At 39.2% G+C, this 24,219-nt stretch carries 17 protein-coding genes; 6 read left to right on the top strand and 11 right to left on the bottom strand.

The genetic code is table 11. The annotated features are described in order from the left end of the window. Window positions 1-40: 40 nt before the first annotated feature. Both secDF and mdh read right to left on the bottom strand, forming a co-directional pair. Window positions 41-3,007 carry a protein translocase subunit SecDF gene (gene secDF / locus LV716_RS12305; RefSeq protein WP_163418099.1) on the bottom strand — a complete coding sequence of 989 codons (2,967 nt, stop codon included), beginning with the start codon at window positions 3,005-3,007 and terminating at the stop codon, window positions 41-43. Window positions 3,008-3,228: 221 nt separating this feature from the next. Beyond that, window positions 3,229-4,155 (bottom strand): malate dehydrogenase, encoded by a 927-nt coding sequence (gene mdh, locus LV716_RS12300; RefSeq protein ID WP_163418098.1) that lies wholly within the window; start codon window positions 4,153-4,155, stop codon window positions 3,229-3,231. A gap of 244 nt (window positions 4,156-4,399) precedes the next feature. On the opposite strand from mdh, the gene LV716_RS12295 reads away from it, so the two are divergent. Further along, complete coding sequence (locus LV716_RS12295; RefSeq protein ID WP_163418097.1) at window positions 4,400-4,768, top strand: hypothetical protein; 369 nt, start codon at window positions 4,400-4,402, stop codon at window positions 4,766-4,768. A gap of 62 nt (window positions 4,769-4,830) precedes the next feature. Here LV716_RS12295 and LV716_RS12290 read toward each other — a convergent pair whose 3' ends face one another. The 3 genes from LV716_RS12290 to asnB form a co-directional block, all read right to left on the bottom strand. Further along, window positions 4,831-5,838, bottom strand: coding sequence for a DUF6588 family protein (locus tag LV716_RS12290; RefSeq protein WP_163418096.1), 1,008 nt, complete (start codon window positions 5,836-5,838; stop codon window positions 4,831-4,833). A gap of 72 nt (window positions 5,839-5,910) precedes the next feature. Continuing rightward, window positions 5,911-7,851 (bottom strand): DNA topoisomerase (ATP-hydrolyzing) subunit B, encoded by a 1,941-nt coding sequence (gyrB, locus tag LV716_RS12285; RefSeq protein WP_163418095.1) that lies wholly within the window; start codon window positions 7,849-7,851, stop codon window positions 5,911-5,913. Between the two features lie 248 nt (window positions 7,852-8,099). Then, window positions 8,100-9,770, bottom strand: a complete 1,671-nt coding sequence (asnB, locus tag LV716_RS12280) for an asparagine synthase B (RefSeq protein WP_163418094.1) — start codon at window positions 9,768-9,770, stop codon at window positions 8,100-8,102. A gap of 240 nt (window positions 9,771-10,010) precedes the next feature. Between asnB and LV716_RS12275 the strand changes: the two genes are divergently transcribed. Continuing rightward, window positions 10,011-10,541: a DUF2911 domain-containing protein gene (locus LV716_RS12275; RefSeq protein WP_163418093.1), complete on the top strand. Its 531-nt coding sequence runs from the start codon at window positions 10,011-10,013 to the stop codon at window positions 10,539-10,541. Between the two features lie 49 nt (window positions 10,542-10,590). Here LV716_RS12275 and LV716_RS12270 read toward each other — a convergent pair whose 3' ends face one another. After that, window positions 10,591-12,213 carry an amidohydrolase gene (locus tag LV716_RS12270; protein WP_163418092.1) on the bottom strand — a complete coding sequence of 541 codons (1,623 nt, stop codon included), beginning with the start codon at window positions 12,211-12,213 and terminating at the stop codon, window positions 10,591-10,593. A 150-nt stretch (window positions 12,214-12,363) separates the two neighbouring features. Then, window positions 12,364-13,371, bottom strand: coding sequence for an OmpA family protein (locus LV716_RS12265; RefSeq protein WP_163418091.1), 1,008 nt, complete (start codon window positions 13,369-13,371; stop codon window positions 12,364-12,366). 239 nt (window positions 13,372-13,610) lie between these two features. Here LV716_RS12265 and LV716_RS12260 point away from each other — a divergent pair, with 239 nt between their 5' ends. Then, window positions 13,611-14,033, top strand: coding sequence for a carboxypeptidase-like regulatory domain-containing protein (locus tag LV716_RS12260; protein ID WP_163418090.1), 423 nt, complete (start codon window positions 13,611-13,613; stop codon window positions 14,031-14,033). Window positions 14,034-14,097: 64 nt separating this feature from the next. Here LV716_RS12260 and LV716_RS12255 read toward each other — a convergent pair whose 3' ends face one another. The 3 genes from LV716_RS12255 to LV716_RS12245 form a co-directional block, all read right to left on the bottom strand. After that, on the bottom strand, window positions 14,098-15,189 hold the full coding sequence (locus LV716_RS12255) for an OmpA family protein (RefSeq protein ID WP_163418089.1): 1,092 nt from the start codon (window positions 15,187-15,189) through the stop codon (window positions 14,098-14,100). Window positions 15,190-15,292: 103 nt separating this feature from the next. Next, window positions 15,293-17,053, bottom strand: coding sequence for a TonB-dependent receptor (locus tag LV716_RS12250; RefSeq protein ID WP_163418088.1), 1,761 nt, complete (start codon window positions 17,051-17,053; stop codon window positions 15,293-15,295). Window positions 17,054-17,066: 13 nt separating this feature from the next. Then, window positions 17,067-20,087, bottom strand: a complete 3,021-nt coding sequence (locus LV716_RS12245; protein ID WP_163418087.1) for a tetratricopeptide repeat protein — start codon at window positions 20,085-20,087, stop codon at window positions 17,067-17,069. Window positions 20,088-20,232: 145 nt separating this feature from the next. Here LV716_RS12245 and LV716_RS12240 point away from each other — a divergent pair, with 145 nt between their 5' ends. From LV716_RS12240 to ppgK, 3 genes are all read left to right on the top strand, one after another. Further along, window positions 20,233-20,922, top strand: a complete 690-nt coding sequence (locus LV716_RS12240; RefSeq protein WP_163418086.1) for a cell division ATP-binding protein FtsE — start codon at window positions 20,233-20,235, stop codon at window positions 20,920-20,922. Next, complete coding sequence (locus LV716_RS12235) at window positions 20,919-21,350, top strand: hypothetical protein (RefSeq protein ID WP_205600126.1); 432 nt, start codon at window positions 20,919-20,921, stop codon at window positions 21,348-21,350. Before LV716_RS12240 ends, LV716_RS12235 begins: the two co-directional genes overlap by 4 nt. Window positions 21,351-21,436: 86 nt before the next feature. Next, the gene (gene ppgK, locus LV716_RS12230; protein ID WP_163418085.1) at window positions 21,437-22,195 is read left to right on the top strand and encodes a polyphosphate--glucose phosphotransferase; all 759 of its coding nucleotides are present in this window, start codon (window positions 21,437-21,439) and stop codon (window positions 22,193-22,195) included. On the opposite strand, the gene typA is transcribed toward ppgK, so the two are convergent. Continuing rightward, a complete protein-coding gene (gene typA / locus LV716_RS12225) occupies window positions 22,192-23,991 on the bottom strand; it encodes a translational GTPase TypA (RefSeq protein ID WP_163418084.1) in 1,800 nt (599 codons plus the stop codon). The two genes, ppgK and typA, sit on opposite strands and share 4 nt — an antisense overlap. Window positions 23,992-24,219: the final 228 nt, after the last annotated feature.

Genomic DNA, 24,219 nt, shown 5'->3' with positions numbered 1-24,219 from the left:
AAAAGGTGGTTTTTTGTTTATGAATACTAGCTGAGTCTTATTATTCGTCGGCTCCTGCTATTTTTTTCTTCAATGCATCGAACATGATAGGTGTAGCAATAAATACAGAGGAATACGTACCTACGAGAACACCTACGATCATGGCGAACATAAATCCTCTTAAGCTTTCCCCGCCAAAGATGAAAATCGCCAATAATACAATCAACGTCGTCAATGATGTATTCAGCGTACGGCTTAAAGTACTGTTCAATGCCAGGTTAATATTTATGCCATTGTTCCAACCTTTAAGGCCTACAATTTCTCGAATACGGTCAAATACGACCACGGTATCATTCAATGAATAACCAATTACCGTAAGAATCGCTGCAATAAATGCTTGGTCGATTTCCATGTTAAATGGCATGATACTTCCAGTTAGGGAGAATATTCCCAATACGATCATAACATCATGGAATACCGCCACAACGGCACCCAAAGAGAATTGCCACTTTCTAAAACGCAATAGGATGTATAAAAATACTACCGCCAAAGAACCGATAATCGCTAAAAAGGCATTGTTTTTAATGTCATCCGCTATGGTAGGTCCAACTTTAACCGATTGTAGTATCCCTATCGATTTTTCTGAAGCACCCAAAGTAAAGTCTTCAAAAGAAGTACCATCTGGAAGGTATTTTTGAAGGGAAGTAAAGAGTTTGTTTTGAATTTCATTGTCAACCTCTATCCCTTCAACATCAACTTTATAAGGCGTTGTGACTTTAATCTGATTGGCTTCACCAAAAGTTTTTACATTGGTACCGCTACCAAAAACAGTATTTAATTCTGAAGCAATTTCAGATGGGTTTACCGCTTTCTCGAAACGAATTTGATATGAACGCCCTCCTATAAAGTCAACACCTTGTTGTAATCCCGTAGTCAACAATGAAAATACACCAACACCTACCAAAATAAAGGAAACAACGTAGGCTATCTTTCTTTTGCTCAAGAAATTGATATTCATATTCTTGAACAGGTTCTTGGTTATGCCTGTAGAAAAATCCAAGCTTCGCCCTTTTTTGGCAATATACCAGTCAACCAACAAACGTGTAATAAATATAGCGGTGAACAGTGACGTAACGATACCTATAAGCAACGTTGTCGCAAATCCTTTAATTGGACCCGAACCAAACACAAAAAGTATGATTGCAGTAAGCCCTGTAGTAATGTTCGCATCCAAAATAGAGGACAATGCGTTGCCAAAACCATCTGCTACAGCCTGTGCTTTACCTTTCCCACGCGCCAATTCTTCCTTAACACGTTCGAAGATAAGCACGTTTGCATCCACTGACATACCTATGGTCAATACGATACCTGCGATACCAGGCAAGGTCAATACAGCACCTAGACTTGTAAGCACTCCAAAAATCAATAAGATGTTCAATATCAATGCAATATCAGCAAAGATTCCTGCCTTACCGTAGTAGAAAACCATCCATACCAATACAAAGCACATGGCTATCAAAAAGGACATAAAACCACTATCAATAGCTTCTTGTCCCAAAGAAGGGCCTACCACTTCGGACTGAATAATCTCTGCAGAAGCTGGCAACTTACCTGCACGAAGTACATTGGCAATATCCTTGGTCTCGTTTATCGTGAATGTACCGGTAATTTCTGAACGTCCTCCAGAAATTGGTCCTGTTGAAACTCCAGGAGCCGTATATACTTTATTGTCTAGAACTATAGCAATCCCTGTTTGGTTATTAAAAGCATCCCCTGTTAGTTTTTCCCATTCTTTTGCACCTCTGGTGTTCATGGTCATGCTCACTGCGGGCTTATTAAACTGGTCAAAAGTATCTTGTGCATCAGAAACTACATCCCCACTAATTCTAGGAGCATTTTCCCTGTTTGATTTTAACGCATATAACTCCGCCAATTCAGAATCTTTAGCAGACCTTTCCCAAAGAAACTTAGTAAACTGGACATCATTGGGTAAAAGCCTTCTGATTTCTCGCATTCTGAGGTACCCCCCTATCTCAGCCGTATCCGTAACCAAAACTCTTGCAATGGCATGACTACCCTGACCTGCTGGAATTAGTTTTCCTAACAACGGGTTATTGGCTTGTGCATTTAAATCCAATGAATCCTGTGCCACATCGGACAACAATGAATCTATCTCAGATTCTGGTTTAGAAATTTCCTCTTCGGCCTCAACCGGTTCTAAAATATCCTTTAATTTCTCATTTGCATTGATGAAAAAAGTTCCCAAGCTTTGGTTGCTCTGCGGATAGGTCTCCCAGAATTCCAGTTGCGCTGTGCTCGATAGCAGTTCCTGTGCACGGGCTATATCCCTGGCACCAGGAAGTTCTACTAAAATACGTCCAGAATTTCCCTCTCTCTGGATGTTAGGTTGCGTTACACCAAAGCCATCAATACGCTCCCGAAGAACTTCAAATGCTGAAACAATAGACTCGTCTATTTTTGTTCTTATGATGGGTTTCACCTGATCATCCGTCATCTGAAAGTTGATGACATCGCTCAAACCTTTGTTCGCAAAAATATCCGGTGACGCTAATTTGGTTTCACCCTTGATTTTATCAAAAGCATCAAAAAACAACTCTAAATAGGTATCATCACTACTTTTGGAAGCAGTATCGGCATCAGCCAAAGCTTTATTAAAAACAGGGTTCTTGGTATTGTTGGCAAGTCCTTTTAAAATGTCTTTTACTGAAATCTGGAGGGTAACGTTTATACCTCCTTTAAGGTCCAACCCTTTGTTCAATTCCTTTTTCTTTGCATCGTCATAGCTGGTATATCCCAAAACTGGATTGCTACCGATAGAATCTAAGTACGATGCCTCTAAAGCTTCCCGTTTTGCCACATAATCTTCCTCAGCTTCCGAAATTTGCCCGATAGCATATACTTCCGCATCTTTTTCCAGTTTACTTGTTATATAAGTAAAGGAAAGTTGATAAATGCTGACCAGACCAAAAAGAAGCGCGAAAAGCTTTATAAGTCCTTTATTTTGCATTGATTATTATATTTTAGATGTTTTTCTTAAACAGCGTGCAAATATATCATTTCCCACAAGATTTGCCAATAGAATTTAGGGTTAATGCAAATGGAACAAATCTTGATTGCCAAAAACCAAAATTGTCATTCCAAACAGCGGTTGTAAAAAATCAAAGAAAATTTAATTTTCAGATTTTTGGCGCTGCCCAAAATGACAATTTTTAGGTATAATTTTTTAGATTACAACTGGAGCAGTCCGTTGGTCTTTCTTACACCTTCCGCACTTTCTTGCATTTTGGCTTTTTCCGCATCGCTCAAATCAATCTCAACTATTTTTTCAATACCATTTTTTCCCAGTAACACTGGAACACCTATACAGATATCGTTAAGATCATATTCACCTTCCAAAAAGGTAGAACAAGGGAACATTTTCTTCTGGTCACAAGCTATTGCCTGTACCAATGAAGAAACAGCCGCACCAGGTGCGTACCAAGCACTGGTTCCCAGTAATTTAGTAAGGGTGGCACCTCCTACTTTAGTATCTTCTACAACTTGCTGCATACGGTCTTCTGCTAAAAATTCAGAAACCTTGACACTATTACGCGCAGCATGGTTGATCAACGGTACCATACCCGTATCACTATGTCCCCCTATCACCATACCGTCTACATCAGAAATCGGTGCATCTAGGGCTTCTGCCAACCGGTATTTAAATCGAGCACTGTCCAAAGCACCTCCCATACCAATTATTCTGTGCTTAGGCAAATCGGTTGTCTTATGTACCAAATAGGTCATGGTATCCATTGGATTACTAACAACAATAAGAATAACATTTGGAGAATGTTCCAATAAGCTTGAAGCAACTGTTTTGACAATACCCGCATTGATTCCTATCAATTCTTCTCGTGTCATTCCAGGTTTACGTGGTATCCCTGAAGTTATTACAGCGATATCACTGCCCGCAGTTTTAGCATAATCACTGGTACTTCCAGTAATCTTGGTATCAAAACCATTTAAGGAGGCTGTTTGCATCAAGTCCATTGCTTTCCCTTCGGCATATCCTTCTTTAATGTCTAGCAATACTACTTCTGATGCAAAATCTTTCATTGCAATATATTCAGCACAGCTAGCCCCAACTGCACCTGCTCCAACTACGGTTACTTTCATGTTTTTCGGTTTAAAATTATTGGCGCAAAAATACAGCATTTCCCTTAGAAAAAACCTGACTTTTAACCATTTTCGGCAATGCTAATCCTCATAATGTTTTGTTAGAGAATTGAGTTTTATGTCAGCAAACTATATAATTAACCAAATAAGTCAACCAGCATCACATATAAAACCGATTTCCACGCAATAATTTCTTATATCTGAACGTTATTATAGTCCCAAATTACTATTAACCTACATGCTTATGAAAAAGCTCTTTTCATTGCTGTCCATTGTATCCATTATTGCAATCAGCAACTGTACCAGTATCCCAGAAAATAACGACCCTATATTAGGTACTTGGGTCAAGTCCGCAACTACCTTAGAGAGTAAAAATGAAGCTTCCGTGAGAGAGGAGTGGATTTTTAATGATGTGTATCTAGGAAGATACCAACGCTATTCCAATAACACCATAGATTTTTATACCGATTTTAGATGGTCTGAAGATGATGGTATTTACAACATCATTTATTCAGATACCGAAATTTCTGATGTTATCGTAAATATTGAAGAGACCAATGAGCCAGAGATTCTATCTTTGGAAAATGGTGGTGTTTTCGCAGTACGTGAATAGTAAATTGAAAGAAATAAGATAATATAGAAAGGCCCAATGAAAATTTGAGCCTTTCCTTAATTTTATCTGAATCCAAAGTTGATACCGAACGTCAAAGTGTTGAATTCCGCTATATTATAATCAGCGTTAAGTCGAAAGAAGCCGAGTTTTAATTTTGTACCAACATTTGCAGTTACACCATTAACTTTATTTTCTATGGAAAATGGGTCGGTGTAAACGATTGGTGTACCAACAGGACCTACTTCATATGTTCCCAAAAGATCTATATCCGACTTTCCTGTTATGTAACTTAAGCCTCCATAAAAATTGATTATCGGCAAACGCGTTGAAACAACGGCACTAAAATTCCAAGAATTGAATTGTGCATCAAGCCTTTGATTCTCTCCATTTATCAAATCTGTGCTTGTAAAATCATACTCGCCTTTTAATCTGGTATACCCTATAACACCTGATATGGCAACGGGCAACATTTTATCCGCTGGCAGATGTTTGGTGAAATCATGTTGTATACCAACACCAAAAAGTCCGATAGCCACATCATCCGTATCTATTTTGGGCAAGAACCTTGCTTTTATTTCCGTACCCTTAATCAAACCCACGCTTGCCTGTATAAAGCCTGAAGGCACAAAATTTATATCATCTCCCAAACCTGTGGGCAGTTCAAATTGCGTGCTAATAGTTTGTCCTTCAACAGTTGCATCTACTGCAACTATAACTCCATCTATATCGCCCAGCGCGGTTGCTACTTCTTTTGAAGCACTTCCGTCTGCAAAACGGAGATTTTCATAGTCGGCTGTATCTAAATTGAATGCTTTTTTGTCATCCTTATTTTTAAATCCTGTTAGGTTTCCAATAATAGAGATTTCAAAACCTCCCAAGGGTTTTGCATCGGCTGTATTGTACCAGCCATTGGATATACTATAAATACCGGCTTCTGTTACTGGCGCCAAGTAATCTGTAGAAAACCGTTCGGCGTCATTAAGCCCCGCAGCCAAAAGGTCATTAAGGTTGGATTGTGATATTCCAAAAGAAAAACTACATAACGTACATAAAAGAAAGATTCTTTTCATTTTGTAAAATTTTTCTTAAAACTAAAAAACTCGCTTTGTTAGAGCGAGTTTTTGTTGTGAAATAAAGGTTATTTATACATCTATGTTCGCATAGACGGCATTTTTCTCTATAAACTCCCTCCTTGGAGGCACCTCATCTCCCATCAACATGGAGAATATTCGGTCCGATTCCGTAGCATTATCTATGCTCACTTGACGCAATGTTCTAAATTCCGGATTCATCGTAGTATCCCATAATTGTTCCGCGTTCATTTCACCAAGACCTTTATAACGCTGTATGCTTGCTCCTCCGTTCATAGATGCGATTATCTCATCACGCTCTTCATCATTCCAGGCATACCTGCGTTTTGCGCCTTTTTTGACCAAGTATAAAGGAGGTGTAGCTATATAAACGTGTCCTCCTTCAATGAGCTCACGCATATATCTAAAGAAGAATGTAAGTATAAGTGTTTCAATATGGCTACCATCCACATCGGCATCACACATGATCACTACCTTATGGTATCTTAATTTTTCAAGATTCAAGGCTTTACTATCTTCTTCTGTACCTATGGTTACACCAAGGGCTGTGTATATATTTTTGATTTCCTCATTTTCGAAAACCTTGTGCTGCATAGCTTTTTCAACGTTCAAGATTTTACCACGCAATGGCAAAATAGCCTGAAAGTTTCTATCTCTTCCTTGTTTGGCAGTTCCCCCTGCAGAATCTCCCTCTACCAGAAACACTTCGCATTTTGTTGGGTCTTGTTCTGAGCAATCGGATAATTTTCCTGGTAAGCCCCCACCTGTCATTGGGTTTTTACGCTGTACCATCTCACGAGCTTTAGCAGCGGCATGGCGTGCCTGAGCAGCAAGAATTACTTTTTGAACTACAGATTTGGCATCGTCTGGATGCTCTTCCAAATAATTCGTCAACATCTCAGAAACAGCCTGACTTACAGCACTGGTTACCTCACGATTACCAAGCTTTGTTTTTGTCTGACCTTCAAACTGGGGTTCTGCAACTTTTACAGATACAATTGCTGTCAGTCCCTCACGAAAATCATCGCCTGCAACCTCAAACTTCAATTTATCCAACATACCAGAACCATCTGCATATTTCTTTAGTGTAGAGGTCAATCCTCTTCTAAAGCCCGATAAATGGGTTCCTCCTTCATGGGTGTTGATATTGTTCACATAGGAATGAAGATTCTCAGTGTAGCCCGTGTTGTAAACCATGGCTACTTCTACGGGAATCCCATTTTTCTCCCCTTCCATTGAAATCACACTCTGAATGAGAGGTTCGCGGTTTCCATCCAAAAATTTGATAAACTCCTTTAATCCTTCTTCAGAATAAAAAGTTTCGGATATAAATTCACCCTTTTCGTCCTTATTTCTTCTATCTGTTAATGTGATGGTCACACCCTTATTCAAATAAGAAAGCTCACGCATTCTATTTGAAAGGGTTTCATAGTTATACTCAGTGGTCTGGGCAAATATGGTTGGGTCAGGAGAAAAAGTCACCTCTGTACCGGTCTCTTTACTCTCACCAGTACTCTTTACGGGATAAAGGGTTTTTCCCCTTTCATATTCCTGCTCCCAGATTTTCCCTTCTCGATTTACGGTTGCTTTTAAATGAACCGACAATGCATTTACAACGGAGACACCAACACCATGAAGTCCACCTGAAACTTTATAGGAGTCTTTATCAAACTTACCTCCTGCTCCAATCTTGGTCATAACCACTTCCAAAGCAGAAACACCTTCTTTCTTGTGAAGTCCTACGGGAATTCCCCTACCGTTATCTTTAGTCGTTATGGAATTATCTTCGTTGATCGTTACATGGATCGTGTCACAATAGCCACCCATGGCCTCATCAATGGAATTGTCCACTACTTCATAAACCAAATGATGCAATCCTCTTACCCCAACATCACCAATGTACATGGAAGGTCGCATACGTACATGCTCCATTCCTTCAAGGGCTTGGATACTATCTGCTGAATATTGATTTTTTTTAGCTTCTTCGCTCATATAATTCTTTGTATTAGCTTTGAAATTTTCAAATCCTACAAATATAAGTAATCCCCTTTGGAATTAGGCAGTTGGGGCAGTTTCACCTCTTTAAGTTATCAACAAAAAATGTGAAAAACATGGATAATATTTACCGCTTTCATTTTTGTCTTTTTAAATTAAAGAGCCCCTCTTTCAAGGGGCTCTTCCGACTAATAGAAAATGAAACAAAACTACATCCTCCTACATCATAAACTATAATTGGTTGGTTATTTCATATAGGCATCTTCATGAACGTTAGCCACGGCCCTACCTGATGGATCGTTCATGTTTTTGAATGCCTCGTCCCATTCCAATGCAATTTTTGTACTACAAGCCACTGAAGGCTCTTGGGGAACGCTCGATGCAGCGGCATCAGAAGGAAAATGACCTTCAAATATGGAGCGATAATAATATTCTTCCTTTGAGGTTGGTGTTTGAATGGGAAACTTAAAATGTGCATTTGCTAGTTTTTCATCGCTGACCTCTTCATTCACTATTTTCTTTAAAGTATCGATCCAACTATATCCCACACCATCCGAAAATTGCTCCTTTTGCCTCCACGCTACACTTTCTGGAAGATAAGATTCGAACGCTTTGCGAACCACCCACTTCTCCATACGTTCTCCATTGATCATTTTATCTTTTGGATTGATACGCATGGCTACATCCATAAATTCCTTGTCCAAGAAGGGAACGCGCCCCTCAATTCCCCATGCTGCGAGTGATTTATTGGCTCTAAGGCAATCATACATATGCAACTTATCCAGTTTTCTTACAGTTTCTTCATGAAAGTCTTTTGGGCTTGGTGCCTTGTGAAAATACAGGTATCCGCCAAACAGTTCATCTGCCCCTTCTCCTGACAATACCATTTTTATGCCCATAGATTTGATTACCCTGGCCATTAAATACATGGGCGTCGATGCTCTTATCGTGGTAATATCATAAGTCTCTAAGTTGTAAACAACATCTTTTATGGCATCTAGGCCTTCTTGAATGGTAAATTTTATTTCATGATGGATGGTTCCAATATGATCCGCTACTTTTTGAGCAGCAGCTAAATCTGGGGAACCTTCCAAACCAACCGAAAATGAATGCAGCTGAGGCCACCAAGCTTCCTTTGTATCTCCCGATTCAATTCGCTTTTGAGAATACTTCTTTGCAATAGCAGAAGTTACCGAAGAATCCAATCCGCCGGATAGTAAAACTCCATAAGGCACATCTGACATTAATTGACGGTGCACAGCAGCTTCAAGCGCATCTTTAATTTCTTGTATACTGGTCTCGTTCTCCTTTACCGCTTCATAGTCCATCCAATCCCTGGTATACCATCGTTTAAATTCACCATCCGAACTATGCAAATAATGTCCTGGAGGAAACAGTTCAATCTTTGAGCATGTTCCTTCCAACGCCTTAAGTTCGGAAGCAACATAAAAAGTACCGTTTTTATCCCATCCTATGTAAAGTGGGATAATACCCATATGATCCCTTGCAATAAAGTATTCGTCTTTTTCGCTGTCATAAATCGCAAAACCAAAAATACCATTGAGCTCATCTACAAAATCAACTCCTTTTCCTTGATAGAGCGCCAAAATCACTTCACAATCCGATTCGGTCTTAAATTCATACCGCCCATCAAACTGGTTTCTTAATTCTCTGTGGTTATAAATTTCGCCATTGGCAGCTAAAATCAATTTCCCATCTTCACTGAACAATGGCTGTTTTCCTGATGCAGGATCGACTATCGCCAACCTTTCATGGGTCAATATCGCTTTGTCATCTGCATAAATCCCACTCCAATCTGGACCTCTATGCCTCACTTTTTTAGACATTTCTAAAAGTTGAGGTCTTAATACTTCTGTACTTTCCTTTACATCAAACGCACATACAATTCCGCACATAATTTTTATTTTATAACAATTTCAATACAAATATTACCGTATACTTTCAATAATAAAACATTGAATACCATAAAGGTTTCATTTTTTAATGTTTTACATCAATAAATCACAAAATTAATATCAAAATTGTAATACCAATAAGAAATATGAACACTTTGTAAGGTTGCTAAATTTTAACGTCTTTTTATAAAAACAACATTTAATAACATCCTAGTTTTGAGGACAACTAAAATTTCTATCATGAAAAATGTATTTTTATTTACTTTCTTAATCGTTTCGTTGGTTTTTTCAACGGAAGCAACCGCACAAAAATTCAGTGGTTTGGATAAAAGCCCCGCGGACATTGCTGCATATCCTTCCAGTTACAGAGTTTCTGAAAAAGCAGTTCGTATTATCTACAGTCGTCCTCAATTAAAAGGACGTAGCGTTTCTGAACTTGCCCCTGCTGGTAAGGTTTGGAGAACCGGAGCCAATGAAGCCCCAGAGATTACTTTGTACAAAGATGCCACTATTGGTGGCACTGCTGTAAAAGCAGGAACTTATGCTTTGTTCACTATTCCAGGGGAAGGCGAATGGACAGTAGTTTTAAACAGCAATCTAAATCAATGGGGAGCGTACTCTTACGATAAGGCAGCTGATATAGCTAGGGTTAGTGCTAAGACAAGTACTGACAGTGAATCTTTAGAGGCATTCTCAATCACTTTTGATGAGGATGGAAACATGATCATGGGCTGGGGAACAACACGTGTTTCTTTAGCTATGAGCCTCTAAGCAAAAGAAATAAAGCATTAAAGAAAAGCGAGCCAAATGGCTCGCTTTTTTATTTAACTTGTTTACCGTCCACAAAGACCTGCTCTGCTTTAAGATTAGGTATGTCTTCCACGGGAATTGTCATGATATCATCGCTCAAGATTACAAAATCGGCCACTTTTCCAGTTTCTATGCTTCCCTTTTCGTCTTCTTCAAAATTGGAATGTGCCGCCCAAATGGTCATCCCTTTTAGCGTTTCTTCTCTTGATAAGGCGTCTTTCATTTGAAAACCTCCTTCGGGATAGTTGTCTAAATCCTGTCTTGCCACAGCGGCATAAAAAGTTAAGAATGGACTCACTTGCTCCACGGGAAAGTCGGTTCCCAATGCTACGGTTCCTGCTTTGTCCAACAATTTTTTAAAGGCATATGCACCTTTAACCCGTTCTTTTCCTAAACGGTCTTCCGCCCAGTACATATCACTAGTTGCATGAGTAGGTTGGATGGATGGGATAATTCCATTCTCAAAATAATCAAAATCCTGTGCTGAGATTACTTGGGCGTGTTCCACTTTCCAACGCCTATCTTCTTTTCCTTCCAGCGCCTTTTTATAGGCTCGCAACACCACAATGTTTGCCGAATCTCCAATAGCATGGGTATTCATTTGATAATCCGAAGCAGCAATTCGTTCTGCCAAAGCCTCTATTTCATCTACTGGGGTAATCATAGCTCCAAAATGTCCTTCGTGGTCCGAGTATGGCGTTTTTAATGCTGCACCTCTAGAACCCAAAGCACCATCACCATAAACTTTTACGGAGCGAACATTCAATTTATCTGTTTTAACGATTCCCTTATCCAAATAAAAATCCAGATTTTCTGGGGTATTGCTCACCATGGCATACACCCGTATGGACAAATCACCTGATTGTTGCAAACTGTCTATTAACTCGATAACGGGTTTGTGCAATCCTGCATCGTTAACGGTGGTCAGACCATAATCAAAGCATAAACGTTCTGCATCTTGAAGTGCTTGAATCTGTTTAATCCTATTCGGTTTTGGGATGACCGCATCTACCATTCCCATTGGGTTGTCCACCAGAACACCTGTGGGTTTTCCTTCTTTTTTTATGATGGCCCCACCTTCAACCTTTGTTTCTGGAGTAATACCTGCTAAATCCAATGCTTTCTGATTGACCAAATAAGCATGTCCGTCAACCCGCTCCAATGCAATGGGTGTATCTGGAAACAATTCGTCCAACTTATCCTTAGTAGGAAACTTTTTTACTTCCCAATCATTCTGATCCCATCCTCTACCCTGAATAAAATTGGAAGGATTTTCTTTATGAAACGCTACCACCCTATCAACAATTTCCTGAAAACTTTTGGTTCCCACCAAATCAACGACCTGCTGATTAAGGCCCAATCCATAAAAATGACAGTGCGCGTCTATTAGACCGGGAACAATGGTTTTGCCATCGGCATCCATTTGTTCTATTGCAGTATACTTTTCACCAATTTCATTTGTTTCACCAACTGCCACAAACTTGCCATTTTTTATGGCGATACTACCAGCAGTTGAAAAATCCCCATCAACGGTATACACATTGGCATTGGATACAATGAGGTCCACTTCTTCTTTTGAAGCACACGATATTACAAGAACAGAAATGGATACTAGGAAAAAAAGCTGTTTCATTTTTGAAGGTTTCCTTCAAAAATAGAAAATGTTATCGTAAAGCGGGGCTTAATTATTGGCGGACCAAATCATTGCTAAATTAATTGCCATTGGAGTAAAGCGATGGCATAGTTGCATTCTGTTATTTTTTAACAGCAAATATGTCTTATTTTACTCGTCTTGAAAGTCGGTCATTACAAACTCAACCCTACGATTGGAAAGATGGCTTTCTTTTATTTTCCCGTTTCTAAGTGGTCTTGTGTCTCCCACACCTTCCCAAACAATTCGGTTGTCATCGATTCCTAGATTTTTAAGATAAAGTGCGACCGCCCTAGCTCTTAAAGAGGATACAAACTTGTTATATTCGGGTTTTCCAACATTATCAGAGTGACCTGTAATCTTCATCTGTACCTCAGCATTTTCTTTGAGATACTTGAATATTTTTTTGACACTTGCTATAGCTTCTGCATCCAATTCGTAACCTTTAGGTTCATACGGGTTACGTTCTAGAACATATATCTTGTCTTTTTCATAATTGATTCTTGGCAATTCCTCAAGCATTAAATTATCAACGTAATAGTATGAGAAATCACTAGATAATATAGAACCATCGTGGTTTAACAATTCTGTGTCCACGTTGTTTTTAAAATTGCCAATAATGATGTGGTTTTCGAAACCTTTAGCATCAAATTCAGCAGTTAGGGTAATCCAATCATCGGTATTTGCCAAAGATTTGTTCGGCTTTAGTTTGACTTCGTGAAACATGATGTCTTCTTTAAGATCCATGCGGGAGCTGGTCAAAGCCGAGCCGTTTGGAAACTTTACTTTTTTGTTGACCAGTACGATTGACATATTCTTCAACGCTAGGCTAGATGCCTCGGCAAGACTTAATTTCAATGAAATTTTGTAAGGGTGTTTTTCCCTTAATGTTTTACTGGTATTCAACTGAACATATTCGCGATAGTTATTTAAGGCGTAGAAATAAAGTCCAACATAGCCGGAGCCTTCCTCAGCTTTTTGCGAACCCTTAAAATTGGCAGGAACCGAGAAATCACTCGAACCACATGCATTAAAGTAATCTCCAGAACTTGATGTTGGTAAAGAAACATCTTCCAGTAAAGTACCAGAATTGATAATATTTGATGGACAGGATTTAAACTTTTCGAAGCCCGGGTTCAAAATCAAATTTTGCCCAATAAGTGGAGTCCCCAATAAAAAACAAAAACTAAGAAATAAAAAAATACGAGTTACCTTATAAAACATAGTTATTTTAATTTGTAGGTTCTCGTACCGCCTAAATAAACGTGGTTTTTTAACCCATATTGTTCTATGCGAATTTTTTTAGTATTGCTTTTTTCATTATCCTCATGATACTAATTTGCAATAAAATCCGTTATAACAATCCAAATCTTTCTATAATGCGCATAGCAACCTATATGCTCGTATTATCTGTTGTTCCTTACTTTGGCTTTGGTCAAAATAAGATAACGGGTAAAGTAGTTGACCAACTTGGGTTTCCTATTTACCGAGCCTCTGCGGAGATAAGTACAACGGACATTATTACGTATACCGATTATGACGGTTCATTTCTGCTTAAGAGCGAAAAAGATTTTCATTGGAAAGTCAACATTAAGTCCAAAGGCTATGAACCAGAATCCTTTTTTGTTTTAAGCGGTGGGAATACCGGTTATATTGTGTTGGAATATGATGACGACATTAAAAAACTGTTGGATGGTAATTCCGGTTTACGCCAAAATTTTTACTGGGATGCCTGGAAAAAAGCAATTCTAGTTCCTAAGTCGGAAAAACTTTTGGCCAGTGCGATCAATTCTTCCAATTGATTCACCTTCTTCTTAAATTGTTTTTGAAAATGTTAGGTTTAGCGGTGACTAAAATAGGAAGGAATTACTCATCATCAACAAACTCGGTCATCACAAATTCTACACGTCGATTTTTTCTTCTGGCCTTATCGGTAAGTGTGCTATCTAAAGGAATTTTATTCCCGTAACCCATATAGGAAATTCTGTTTTTTTCAAGTCCGAGCTTTATTAAGTGTTTTGCAACCGTATTGGCACGTTGACTTGACAGGACTTCATTGTATTTATCTGACCCCAGATCATCTGTATGACCGCTGATAGAAACTTTTAAGTTGGGATTCTTTTTGAGGTATTCATATACATCTGCCAAACTTTGCTTTGCCTTAGGTTCCAGTTCAAAACGGTCAAAGTCAAAATTTACATGATTGAGCACATAACTTTGGTTGGGCTTGTATTCTGGACCTAGGTATGTTAGTGTAACATTATCAAGATAATAGTATGAGTAGCCTTCGACCGAAGCTGGGTTTTTATTAAAATCCAGATATTTGGTTCCCCCATTACTTTTAAAGTTTCCAAGGATAAGATTGCCTTCAAATCCTTTGGCCACAAAGTCCAATTCAACTTCCATCCAATCTCCTTTATCATCGTAAAAGCCATTGGAGGAGAATTGTTTGGCATGTGTTGTTTTAATAACCTGCGAGGATAGCATCGCATTTGAAAGCTGCCGCTTTGTATGAACGGACAGTGGTTTTTCTGAAAAAACAGCACCTATGTCCATTACTGCACCATCTGATTTTTCAGATAGACTCAAGGATAAACTTAACCTATAACGGTGTCCTTTTTTTAAGGTTTTGGATAACTTTACTTGAATATATTCTCGGTAATCTTTAGGTGCGAACAAATATAGACCCGCATAGGCATCTCCTTCAAAGGCGTCTTGTTTCCCCTTAAAATTCATGGGAATTCCCAACTTGGTCTTACTGCATTCATTGAAGTAATCTGTAGTACCCAAAGTTGGTGCGCTCCAATACTCTGCATCTTTGTTTAGATTGCTCATCTTGACAGGGCATTCCACAAAATCCTCGAAACCACCATTGTGAACAAGGTTCTGTGAGACCATTGATGAAAACATCAAGGTAAAAAAGAAAAGGGACAATATGTAAGTGAACCGTAATCGCATGACTTCCAATTCAATCGGATACACCACGCCAGATGATAAGATTTAGGCTGGTGCAGTAACCATAACGATTTTCTTATGATTTTATTGTGTTTTTACCTACAAATCAAAAATCAAACTTATAGGAAAGCCCTGCCAATGCCTGAAAGCTTTGCACCCTAAAATTGGCCCAACGTTGATAATCATTATTGGCAATATTGGATGCCTTGACAAAAACCGAAAGTTGTTCATTAAAGCGATAGCCTACATGGGCATTGGCATCAAAAAAGCTATCCAACGTCACAATAGTGGAAGGAAATTCCGAGGGCAAGGCATTGGCAACTGCTTGCGAAACCAAGTCGTCCCGTTCGCCCACATAGAATAGATTGGCACCCATGTACCACTTTTCATCAATTTGATAATCCATGAACAAAGAACCTTTGATACTGGGCAGGTTCCACGCTGGGTTATCCGTTTCGGTATCATAATCGTAGAACTCAGCATTAATACCCATGGTGAAATTACGATTGATGTCCACATTTAATTCAGCAAAAATACCCAGCGTTTTTATGTCATCATAAAATACCTGAAATGAATTCCCGTAGAAATAGTCACCTTCATCATCCCTAACCAAGTTTTCAGGATTCAGTAAAAACAAAGGCCTTCGGTTTTCGGCCGTATACGAGCCTTTGATATTGTACCCGACATTGGACACCAATTGCCCTTTTAAACCCAAATATCCTTCATATTGTTGGTCGGTGGGTTGAATTGACAAAGTCGGTGAAACGAAGGGGTTATCGCTTACAAAATCGTAGTACGAATTCTGATGCAGCTCACCCTCTACTCCACCATAGGCTATGACCGTTTCGTCCAACAAGCGATACGATGCCGTAACTGAAGGATAAATGTAGAAATTACCTTCGCTGTTTTCCGTGTCCATTCCATAGACAAGGTTTGCCCCCAAATTTAAAGTAAGGTCATCCCGAAGCATCTGCAGACTTGGGCTTATACCAACCTGAAAATGGCCATAATCTATGCCAGTTTCATTTGTGGTATTGTTCAAAGGTGCATTCTCAAAGCTTCCGCCAACATAATCCAGTTTAGCACTTATGGTAACCAACTCTTCTGTAACGGGCAGTTCAATAGTGGGTTGAAAAACAACGCGATTCTCTCCCGAGTCCGTAGCATCCCAGAATCTTCTAACCAAAACGGTTCCACTTTTAAAAAAGGAATCTTCAAGGTTTACATGTGCCTTTGCCTGTGCGCTAAAATAGTTCTGTGTTGCATCTATACCAGCAATTATGGTCTCTTCAAAAGCACCATTCTCAATACCGTACCAGTTGTACAGTTGATGTTGGAGGCCTATGCTCGCACCCCAATCCAAATCCCTATCCTTCTTTGCATACGAAACATCAAGTTTGGTGTTGTAAAAGTCCGCATCCAAAGGCGTAGATTCAATGGCACCTCTAGAGGAATTGTGGTTTAACCCAAAATCCAACAAATCTTCACCCCTGCTAAATTCACGACTGGTATAAAAATCAACTAAAGCATTATTAAAGTTTCCCAAACCAACGGATGCATACGAATTGTACAGCGTGGGCAGCGGTGTTTTCTTTACACGCGACGCTTTTCCTTTCGCGGGCGTAAACGTAGAAGCTACAGGTACCGAAAAAATACTGTAATTGATTTTCTTCTTTTGAAGCACTATGGAATCATTTAGATTGGGCGTTGATTTTAATTTAAAGGCATCTGAAACGGTCGGCGAGTAAGGTTTTACCACAGTGACCGTTTCGGTACCAATACTATCAGTTTCAGTTTCCTGAGCTGAAACTGCTCCCCAAAGGCTCAAAAATAATAGGATAAATATATAGCTGTGCTTTTTGTACATGATGTGTCTCAATTTAGTTCCCGTTAGGGTCTACTGAAGAATTACTTTGTGCCTCACGTGCTTTGATTATAGCAAGTTCTCCTTTGGCTTCTGCAACTATAGTTTCAAATTCGGAGAAATTGGAAATTACGCTTTCCAAAATGTAGGTTGCCTGAAAGGCGTCACCCAAAGCGTAAAAATTCTTTGCCATGAGTACCAATCCTTTTCCACCCCAGTTTTTGTGAGAGGCATAATCCTTTGCCAGTTTTTGTACTGAAGTATTCGAAGCTTCAAAATCTTGGTCCTTATTCTTGAAATAGGCATCGTAGTACCATGCTTCCGCAGCCATTTCGCCAATCGCAATTTTCTTTACTTCCTTGTAAGCAGTCTCAGCCAGCTGCTCATCATTGGTAGCAATTGCCGAGCGGGCAATCATGATTTGCGCATCGCTCTTAATACGATTATCGATTTTTGTAGCTTTCAAGACTTTCTCTGCATATGCTATGGTTTGGTCATAGTTTCTTTTTTCGTAATAACCCTTCATTAGGTTGGATTGCGCAAAAGTCTTGTTCTGTGAAATCTCAGCTGTGTTTTCCAATCGCTCTAGATAAGGAAGGGCACTATCATAATCTTGTTTGCCAATATAAAGTTCGCAAACCCTAGTAAGTGCTTGTTCCGTAAACTCCCCATTACTATCGGCAACGACTTTGTAGTTTGGCAACGCTTTGTCCTTTTCTCCTTTTGAAAAATAAAGTTGGGCCAAATTAAAGTTTGCATTTAGCGCATGGAGTCCATTCGGAAATTCCTTTAGATATGCTTCATATCCATTGATGGCCATATCCGTTTTTCCTTCAATATATTTTCTGTCAGCAGCTTCAAAACTGGCGTTGTCCAACTCCGCATCCGTTACTTCCACAAAGTCCAAACTTCTTGCCCATGCAGCATATTCGCTTACCTTTCCCTCGTCTACATATACCAATTTCGCAGTTGCCACTGCTTGTTTGGCTTCCTGGGTATTTGGATATTTTTGGACAACCCCTTTTAATTTGGTCAGAGCTTGATCATTTCTGTTGGCATTGTAATGCACCAGTCCTTGGCGAAGCATCGCCCTTGGTGCGAACTTACTTGTGGCAAATTCTTCAAGAAGCCTATCATATGTCTGGAGACCTATAGCCTCTTCATTCATTTTGATGTAAGAATTGCCCAATTCGAACAGCGCATCATCCCGTAACAAGGATTTTGGGTAGCTGGTCAAAAATTGGTTCAACCCATTAATTTTAGCTGAAGTATTCCCTAAAAACCCACTGCACAATGTCTTTTGAAATGAAGCATAGTCTTGTTCTGCGCCATTCAATCGTAATGACTCGTTGTAAGCATTTTGGGCAGGATTATATTGACTAGTCACAAAATAACTATCACCTAAACGCAAATAGCTATCATTGAGTCTTTCTGTATTATTTGTATTAGAATTAGTGACACTTTTGAAATTAGTGATGGCACTTGCGTAATCTTTCAGTTTAAAATGACAGTATCCCAAATTATAGTTTATGTCTTGATATACCTCCAGATTTTGGGCAGCAGGAAGCTTTTCGAATCGGTTAAAGTCCGTAAGCGCTTCATCAAACCGATTCAATCGGTAAGCGGATTCCGCCTTCCAATACATGGCCCGTGCCTCAAAAGTTGGGTTCTCAGCATTTTTAAGTGATTTTGAAAATCGCCCTAAAGCCGCTTCGTAATCACCGTCCATAAACAATTCAACACCTCTGTAAAACGCTACTTTCTGATAGGTCTCTTTGCTGGCATATCCTTTATTTTCTTCCAAAAGACGCATTGCACCCTCAAAATTCCTGGACGTAATGTATGAATCAACCAACAATTCCTGAATCTCTTGTTGATGCTCGTCTTTGGGGTATTTCTCCAGATAAGTAGTCAATACTTGTGGAACAGGTTCGTATGCATTGCCAATTTCATAGCTCAATCTAGCATAATTCAAAAAGGCATCTTTTTGAATTTCGGCACTAAAATCCATCTGAGAAGCATTTCTAAAAGCGTTCAACGCTTCAGGTTTTTTATCCAATTTCAAATAGCATTCGGCTAGATGGTAATATGCATTTTGTGATACACTATTGGTACCACCAATGATTTTATTGAACTGTTGCACCGCAGCTTCATAATCACCTTGTTTATAATGGGCATATCCAATAAGATAATAATCCGTATTATTGAATTTTCCGCGTTTCCCCTTATATTTTTCCAAATAGGGAATCGCTTCTTCGTACTGTTCTAGATTGAAATAGCTTTCGCCAATAATTTTATTGAGTTCGGATACTTCCTTTCGGTCGGACTTTGGCAATTGTTTTTTTGCCATGGTAATCGCCTCTTCAAAATTGCCCAATTTAAAATTTAGGTCCGCCTGATAATAGGATAATTTTTCATTTAGAAGTTCTGGGTCAGTGATTTGGTCAAAACGTTCACTTGCACTATCGTAATCATCTTGTTCGTAAGCGATATAGCCTAGGTAATACTTTGCCTGGGAACCATATTTTGGTGAATTGCTCACTTTGCTCAAATAGCGTTCTGCCGCTTTGGGATTGTTTGATGCGTAAAGTGAATATCCGTTGTTAAAATTAAAACGCTCTTTATCCTTTTTGGACATGGTGGATTGATCTACTTTTTTGTACCACTTTAGTGCATACGGGTATTTTCCTGTTTCAAAATAATAATCGGCGACATCTAAGAAAGCCGAGTTCCTCTTGGTAGAGGTAGGATAATTTTCCACAAAGTCCTCCATTTTTTTATCCGCTCCACGCTGGCTTAGGCGAATAGCAGCATTGGCAGCATAATATGCACTATTGGCTTCGGTCTCATGGTCTTTTGTTTCGACCTTGACCTTTTCAAAAATAGTCTGTGCTGCTTGGTACTGTTGAGAATTATAAAGGGTCAATGCGTCTTGATACGCTTTATCTTCGTGGTAAAATAGTTTGGTCTCCTGGGAGGTGGCACCAAAGAAGAATCCCAAAAATATCGGGAAAATGATGAGGTTTTTTCGATTCATAGTGTTCTACGCTGTTCTCGATTGACTGTTACCATAACGTCAAAATTTAAGCCAAAGTATATTGTAAAGTTAGGAAGCAAAATTTGGAAACGCTTAACGCACTATAAATTTAGAACTTAGTACCTTTATTTTTCAAAACGAAAATATGTCGGAAACAATTCTAAAACTACAGGACGTAGCCGTATTCCAAAATGAAAACCTCATCTTGAACAACATATCCCTAGAAGTAAAGAAAGGGGAGTTTGTCTACATTATCGGCAAAACAGGAAGCGGGAAAAGTAGCTTCATGAAAACCCTGTACGCCGACTTGCCCTTAAAACAAGGGTCTGGCAGTGTAGTGGATTTCGATTTGGAAAAATTACAAGAAAAAGAAATTCCGTTCTTACGAAGAAAATTGGGTATCGTTTTTCAGGATTTTAAATTGTTGTCTGACCGAAACATCAATAACAATCTACGTTTTGTGCTAAAAGCTACCGGGTGGACAGATGCTTCCAAAATGGATAACAAAATCGAAGAGGTTTTGGACAAAGTTGGCATGAAGACCAAAGGTTTTAAATTCCCGCACGAACTTTCAGGAGGGGAACAACAGCGTATTGCTATTGCGCGGGCCTTACTTAACGACCCCGAATTAATTCTAGCAGACGAACCTACAGGGAACCTGGACCCACAGACTAGTGTAGAGGTGATGAAGGTGCTACAAGATATTAATCAAAATGGGCGAACTATCATTATGGCAACCCATGATTATGCATTGATATTGAAGTACCCTCACAAAACATTAAAATGCGATGGGAGCAAAGTCTTTGAGGTTATTCAAAAAGCAACTGCATCATGATTCTAAAAAAACAGGACTGCAAAAAAGATAAAAAAATCAATCCTTTTATTGGAATACTTCTTTTTTTAATTTCAATTGTTCTGACGGTACTCACTGGGCCGCTTGGTCTCATCTATGGTCTTTTCCAACAAATGTTTGCAAAAGGATTAAGAGGGGTGGGCGAGTTCTGTCTAGAAATGGCAATCTCCGTGGACCAACTGGGCAATGTCATTATGCAACATTTATTTAATTTGCTATGGATAAAAGAAGGCGGATATAAATTTGGAAATAGGGATGAGACCATTTCAAGTGCCCTTGGAAAGAACAAGCAGTTAGATACATTGACTGGTTTTGGAAAGGCCATTGATAAAATTTTAGACCTTATTGACCCCAACCATTCACTCAATTCTATAGACTATTACATACAACCACCAAAGAAGGATAGTTAACAACTAATTAAATATTGTTAGTGATCAGCGGTTTTCACCGCCAAAAGTTTTTCGTTTATTTGTTAAACTAAATAATTAACCAATTTATGGAAATTCTTGGTATTGATATTGGCGGATCAGGCATTAAAGGTGCACTGGTAAACGCTGAAACTGGAGAAATGTTGACAGAAAGGTATCGTATACCCACTCCAAGTTCAAGAAAACCAGAAGATATGGCCGAGGTCATATCCCAAATCGTTGAACACTTTAAGTACAGTGGCCCTGTAGGTTGTGGCTTTCCCACAATTGTAAAAAATGGTGTTTGTTTATCACCTGGAAATCTCCACCCGAGTTGGGTTGGTGTAAACATAGATGAACTTTTCACAAAAGCCACTGGGCACGAATTCACAGTATTAAATGATGCAGATGCCGCTGGATATGCTTCTATGAACTATGGCATTGGAAAAGGAAAAAATGGTCTTGTGCTCATGATCACCATTGGTACTGGATTAGGTAGCGGTGCTTTTTATAATGGTGTATTGCTTCCAAATTTTGAACTTGGACAAATCCCCTATAAAAAATACAAAAAGATTGAAGAATGGGCAGCTGCTTCGGCCAGAGAACGTGAAGACCTTTCTTATGAAAGATGGGGCAAGCGCTTCAATAAATTCTTGAAATTGGTAGAACTCATTGTCGCACCCGACCTGATTATTGTAGGCGGCGGCACTTCAAAGAAATGGAAGGAATTCAACCATCTGATTACCATAGAAACAGATGTGGTAAAAGCAGAACTGATGAACCATGCAGGCATCATAGGAGCTGCTGTTGCTTGCTTACGCGAACAACATCATGGTCATTTGGGCTAATCTATCTTATTCCGCTTTCTATCTACTTCTTTCAAATATATCTTACGTAGCCTAAGGTGATTTGGCGTTACTTCAACGTATTCATCCTTTTGAATGTATTCCAATGCTTCTTCCAAGGAAAACTTAATGGCAGGAACTATTTTTGCCTTATCATCGGCGCCAGCGGAACGTACATTGGATAATTTTTTGGTTTTGGTCACGTTAACCGTCATGTCATCTCCACGTGAGTTTTCACCAATTACCTGACCTTCGTAGATATCTTCTCCTGGATCTATAAAAAACTTACCACGTTCCTGTAACTTATCTATGGAATAAGGAATTGCCGTCCCATTTTCCATGGACACCAGAGAACCATTTAAACGCTGGGCTATTTCGCCTTTCATAGGCTGATACTCCAAGAAACGGTGTGCCATAATTGCCTCACCAGCGGTTGCAGTCAATAGTTGGTTTCGTAATCCTATAATTCCTCTAGACGGTATCACAAACTCACATAGCATACGTGAACCTTTAGCTTCCATACTCGTCATTTCTCCTTTTCTTATGGATACCATTTCCACGGCCTTACCAGAAACTTCCTCTGGCAAATCGATGGTCAAATGCTCTACCGGTTCACATTTTACCCCATCAATTTCCCTGATGATTACTTGAGGCTGACCAATTTGGAGTTCGTACCCCTCCCTACGCATGGTCTCTATTAAAACGGAAAGGTGCAATACACCTCGACCAAAGACCATGAACTTATCGGCGCTATCTGTTTCTTCAACGCGAAGCGCCAAGTTCTTTTCCAGTTCTTTTTCCAAACGCTCTTTAATATGACGGGAGGTAACAAACTTTCCATCTTTACCAAAAAACGGGCTGTCGTTAATGGTAAAGAGCATACTCATTGTGGGCTCATCAATAGCTATGGTCTTTAGTTTTTCAGGATTCTCTAAATCAGCTACGGTGTCACCAATCTCAAAACCTTCCATACCTACTATGGCACAAATATCCCCCGTTTTAACTTCTTGTACTTTTTGACGTCCAAGACCTTCAAAAGTAAAAAGCTCTTTTATTTTTGACTTCACGATAGTACCATCGCGTTTTACCAATGAAATCTGCTGTCCTTCTTTTAGACTACCACGAGTCAACCTACCAATTGCAATACGTCCGGTGAACGATGAAAAGTCCAACGAAGTAATCAACATTTGTGTAGTACCTTCTTGTGGCTTATACTCTGGTACATGCTCAATGACCATATCCAACAAAGGCTCTATATTTTCTGTTGGCTTTTGCCAATCTTCGCTCATCCAGTTTTGTTTGGCCGAACCATACACCGTGGGGAAGTCCAACTGCCATTCTTCTGCTCCCAGCTCAAACATCAAATCAAAAACCTTCTCATGTACTTCTTCGGGGGTGCAGTTTTCTTTGTCTACTTTATTGATGACCACACATGGTTTTAATCCTAAATCAATTGCCTTTTGCAAGACAAACCTTGTCTGGGGCATTGGCCCTTCAAAGGCATCCACCAAAAGTAAAACCCCATCGGCCATGTTGAGTACGCGTTCCACTTCACCACCAAAATCGGCGTGACCAGGGGTATCGATAATATTTATCTTTGTATCCTTATAAACTACGGAAACATTCTTGGAAACTATGGTAATTCCTCTTTCCCTTTCTAGGTCATTATTGTCCAGAATCAAATCCCCTTTGTTTTCGTTATCACGAAACAACTGACAGTGAAACATGATTTTATCAACCAAGGTAGTCTTACCGTGGTCAACGTGTGCAATAATCGCAATATTCTTGATTTTGGACATAACCTATTTTTTTAAGCCTGCAAAGATACTGCGATTTCTCTACTTGTACACCTTATCAAATGTTATTTTTATCTTATTGATTTATAGGAAGTTCAATACTTCACTAATACCTCGATAAAAGGATGGTTTAAAAAGAAACAATCTTAAATAGATTATCCAATATAAAAAGCCCCAAAACCAAATAATTAGGTTTTGGGGCTTTAGCCAATCAGTTTATTGATACCATCT

This window comes from Flagellimonas sp. HMM57, from assembly GCF_021390175.1.
Classification (GTDB): domain Bacteria; phylum Bacteroidota; class Bacteroidia; order Flavobacteriales; family Flavobacteriaceae; genus Flagellimonas.
Note: the sequence above shows the minus strand (reverse complement) of the source record. Positions and strands in the feature narration are given on the sequence as shown.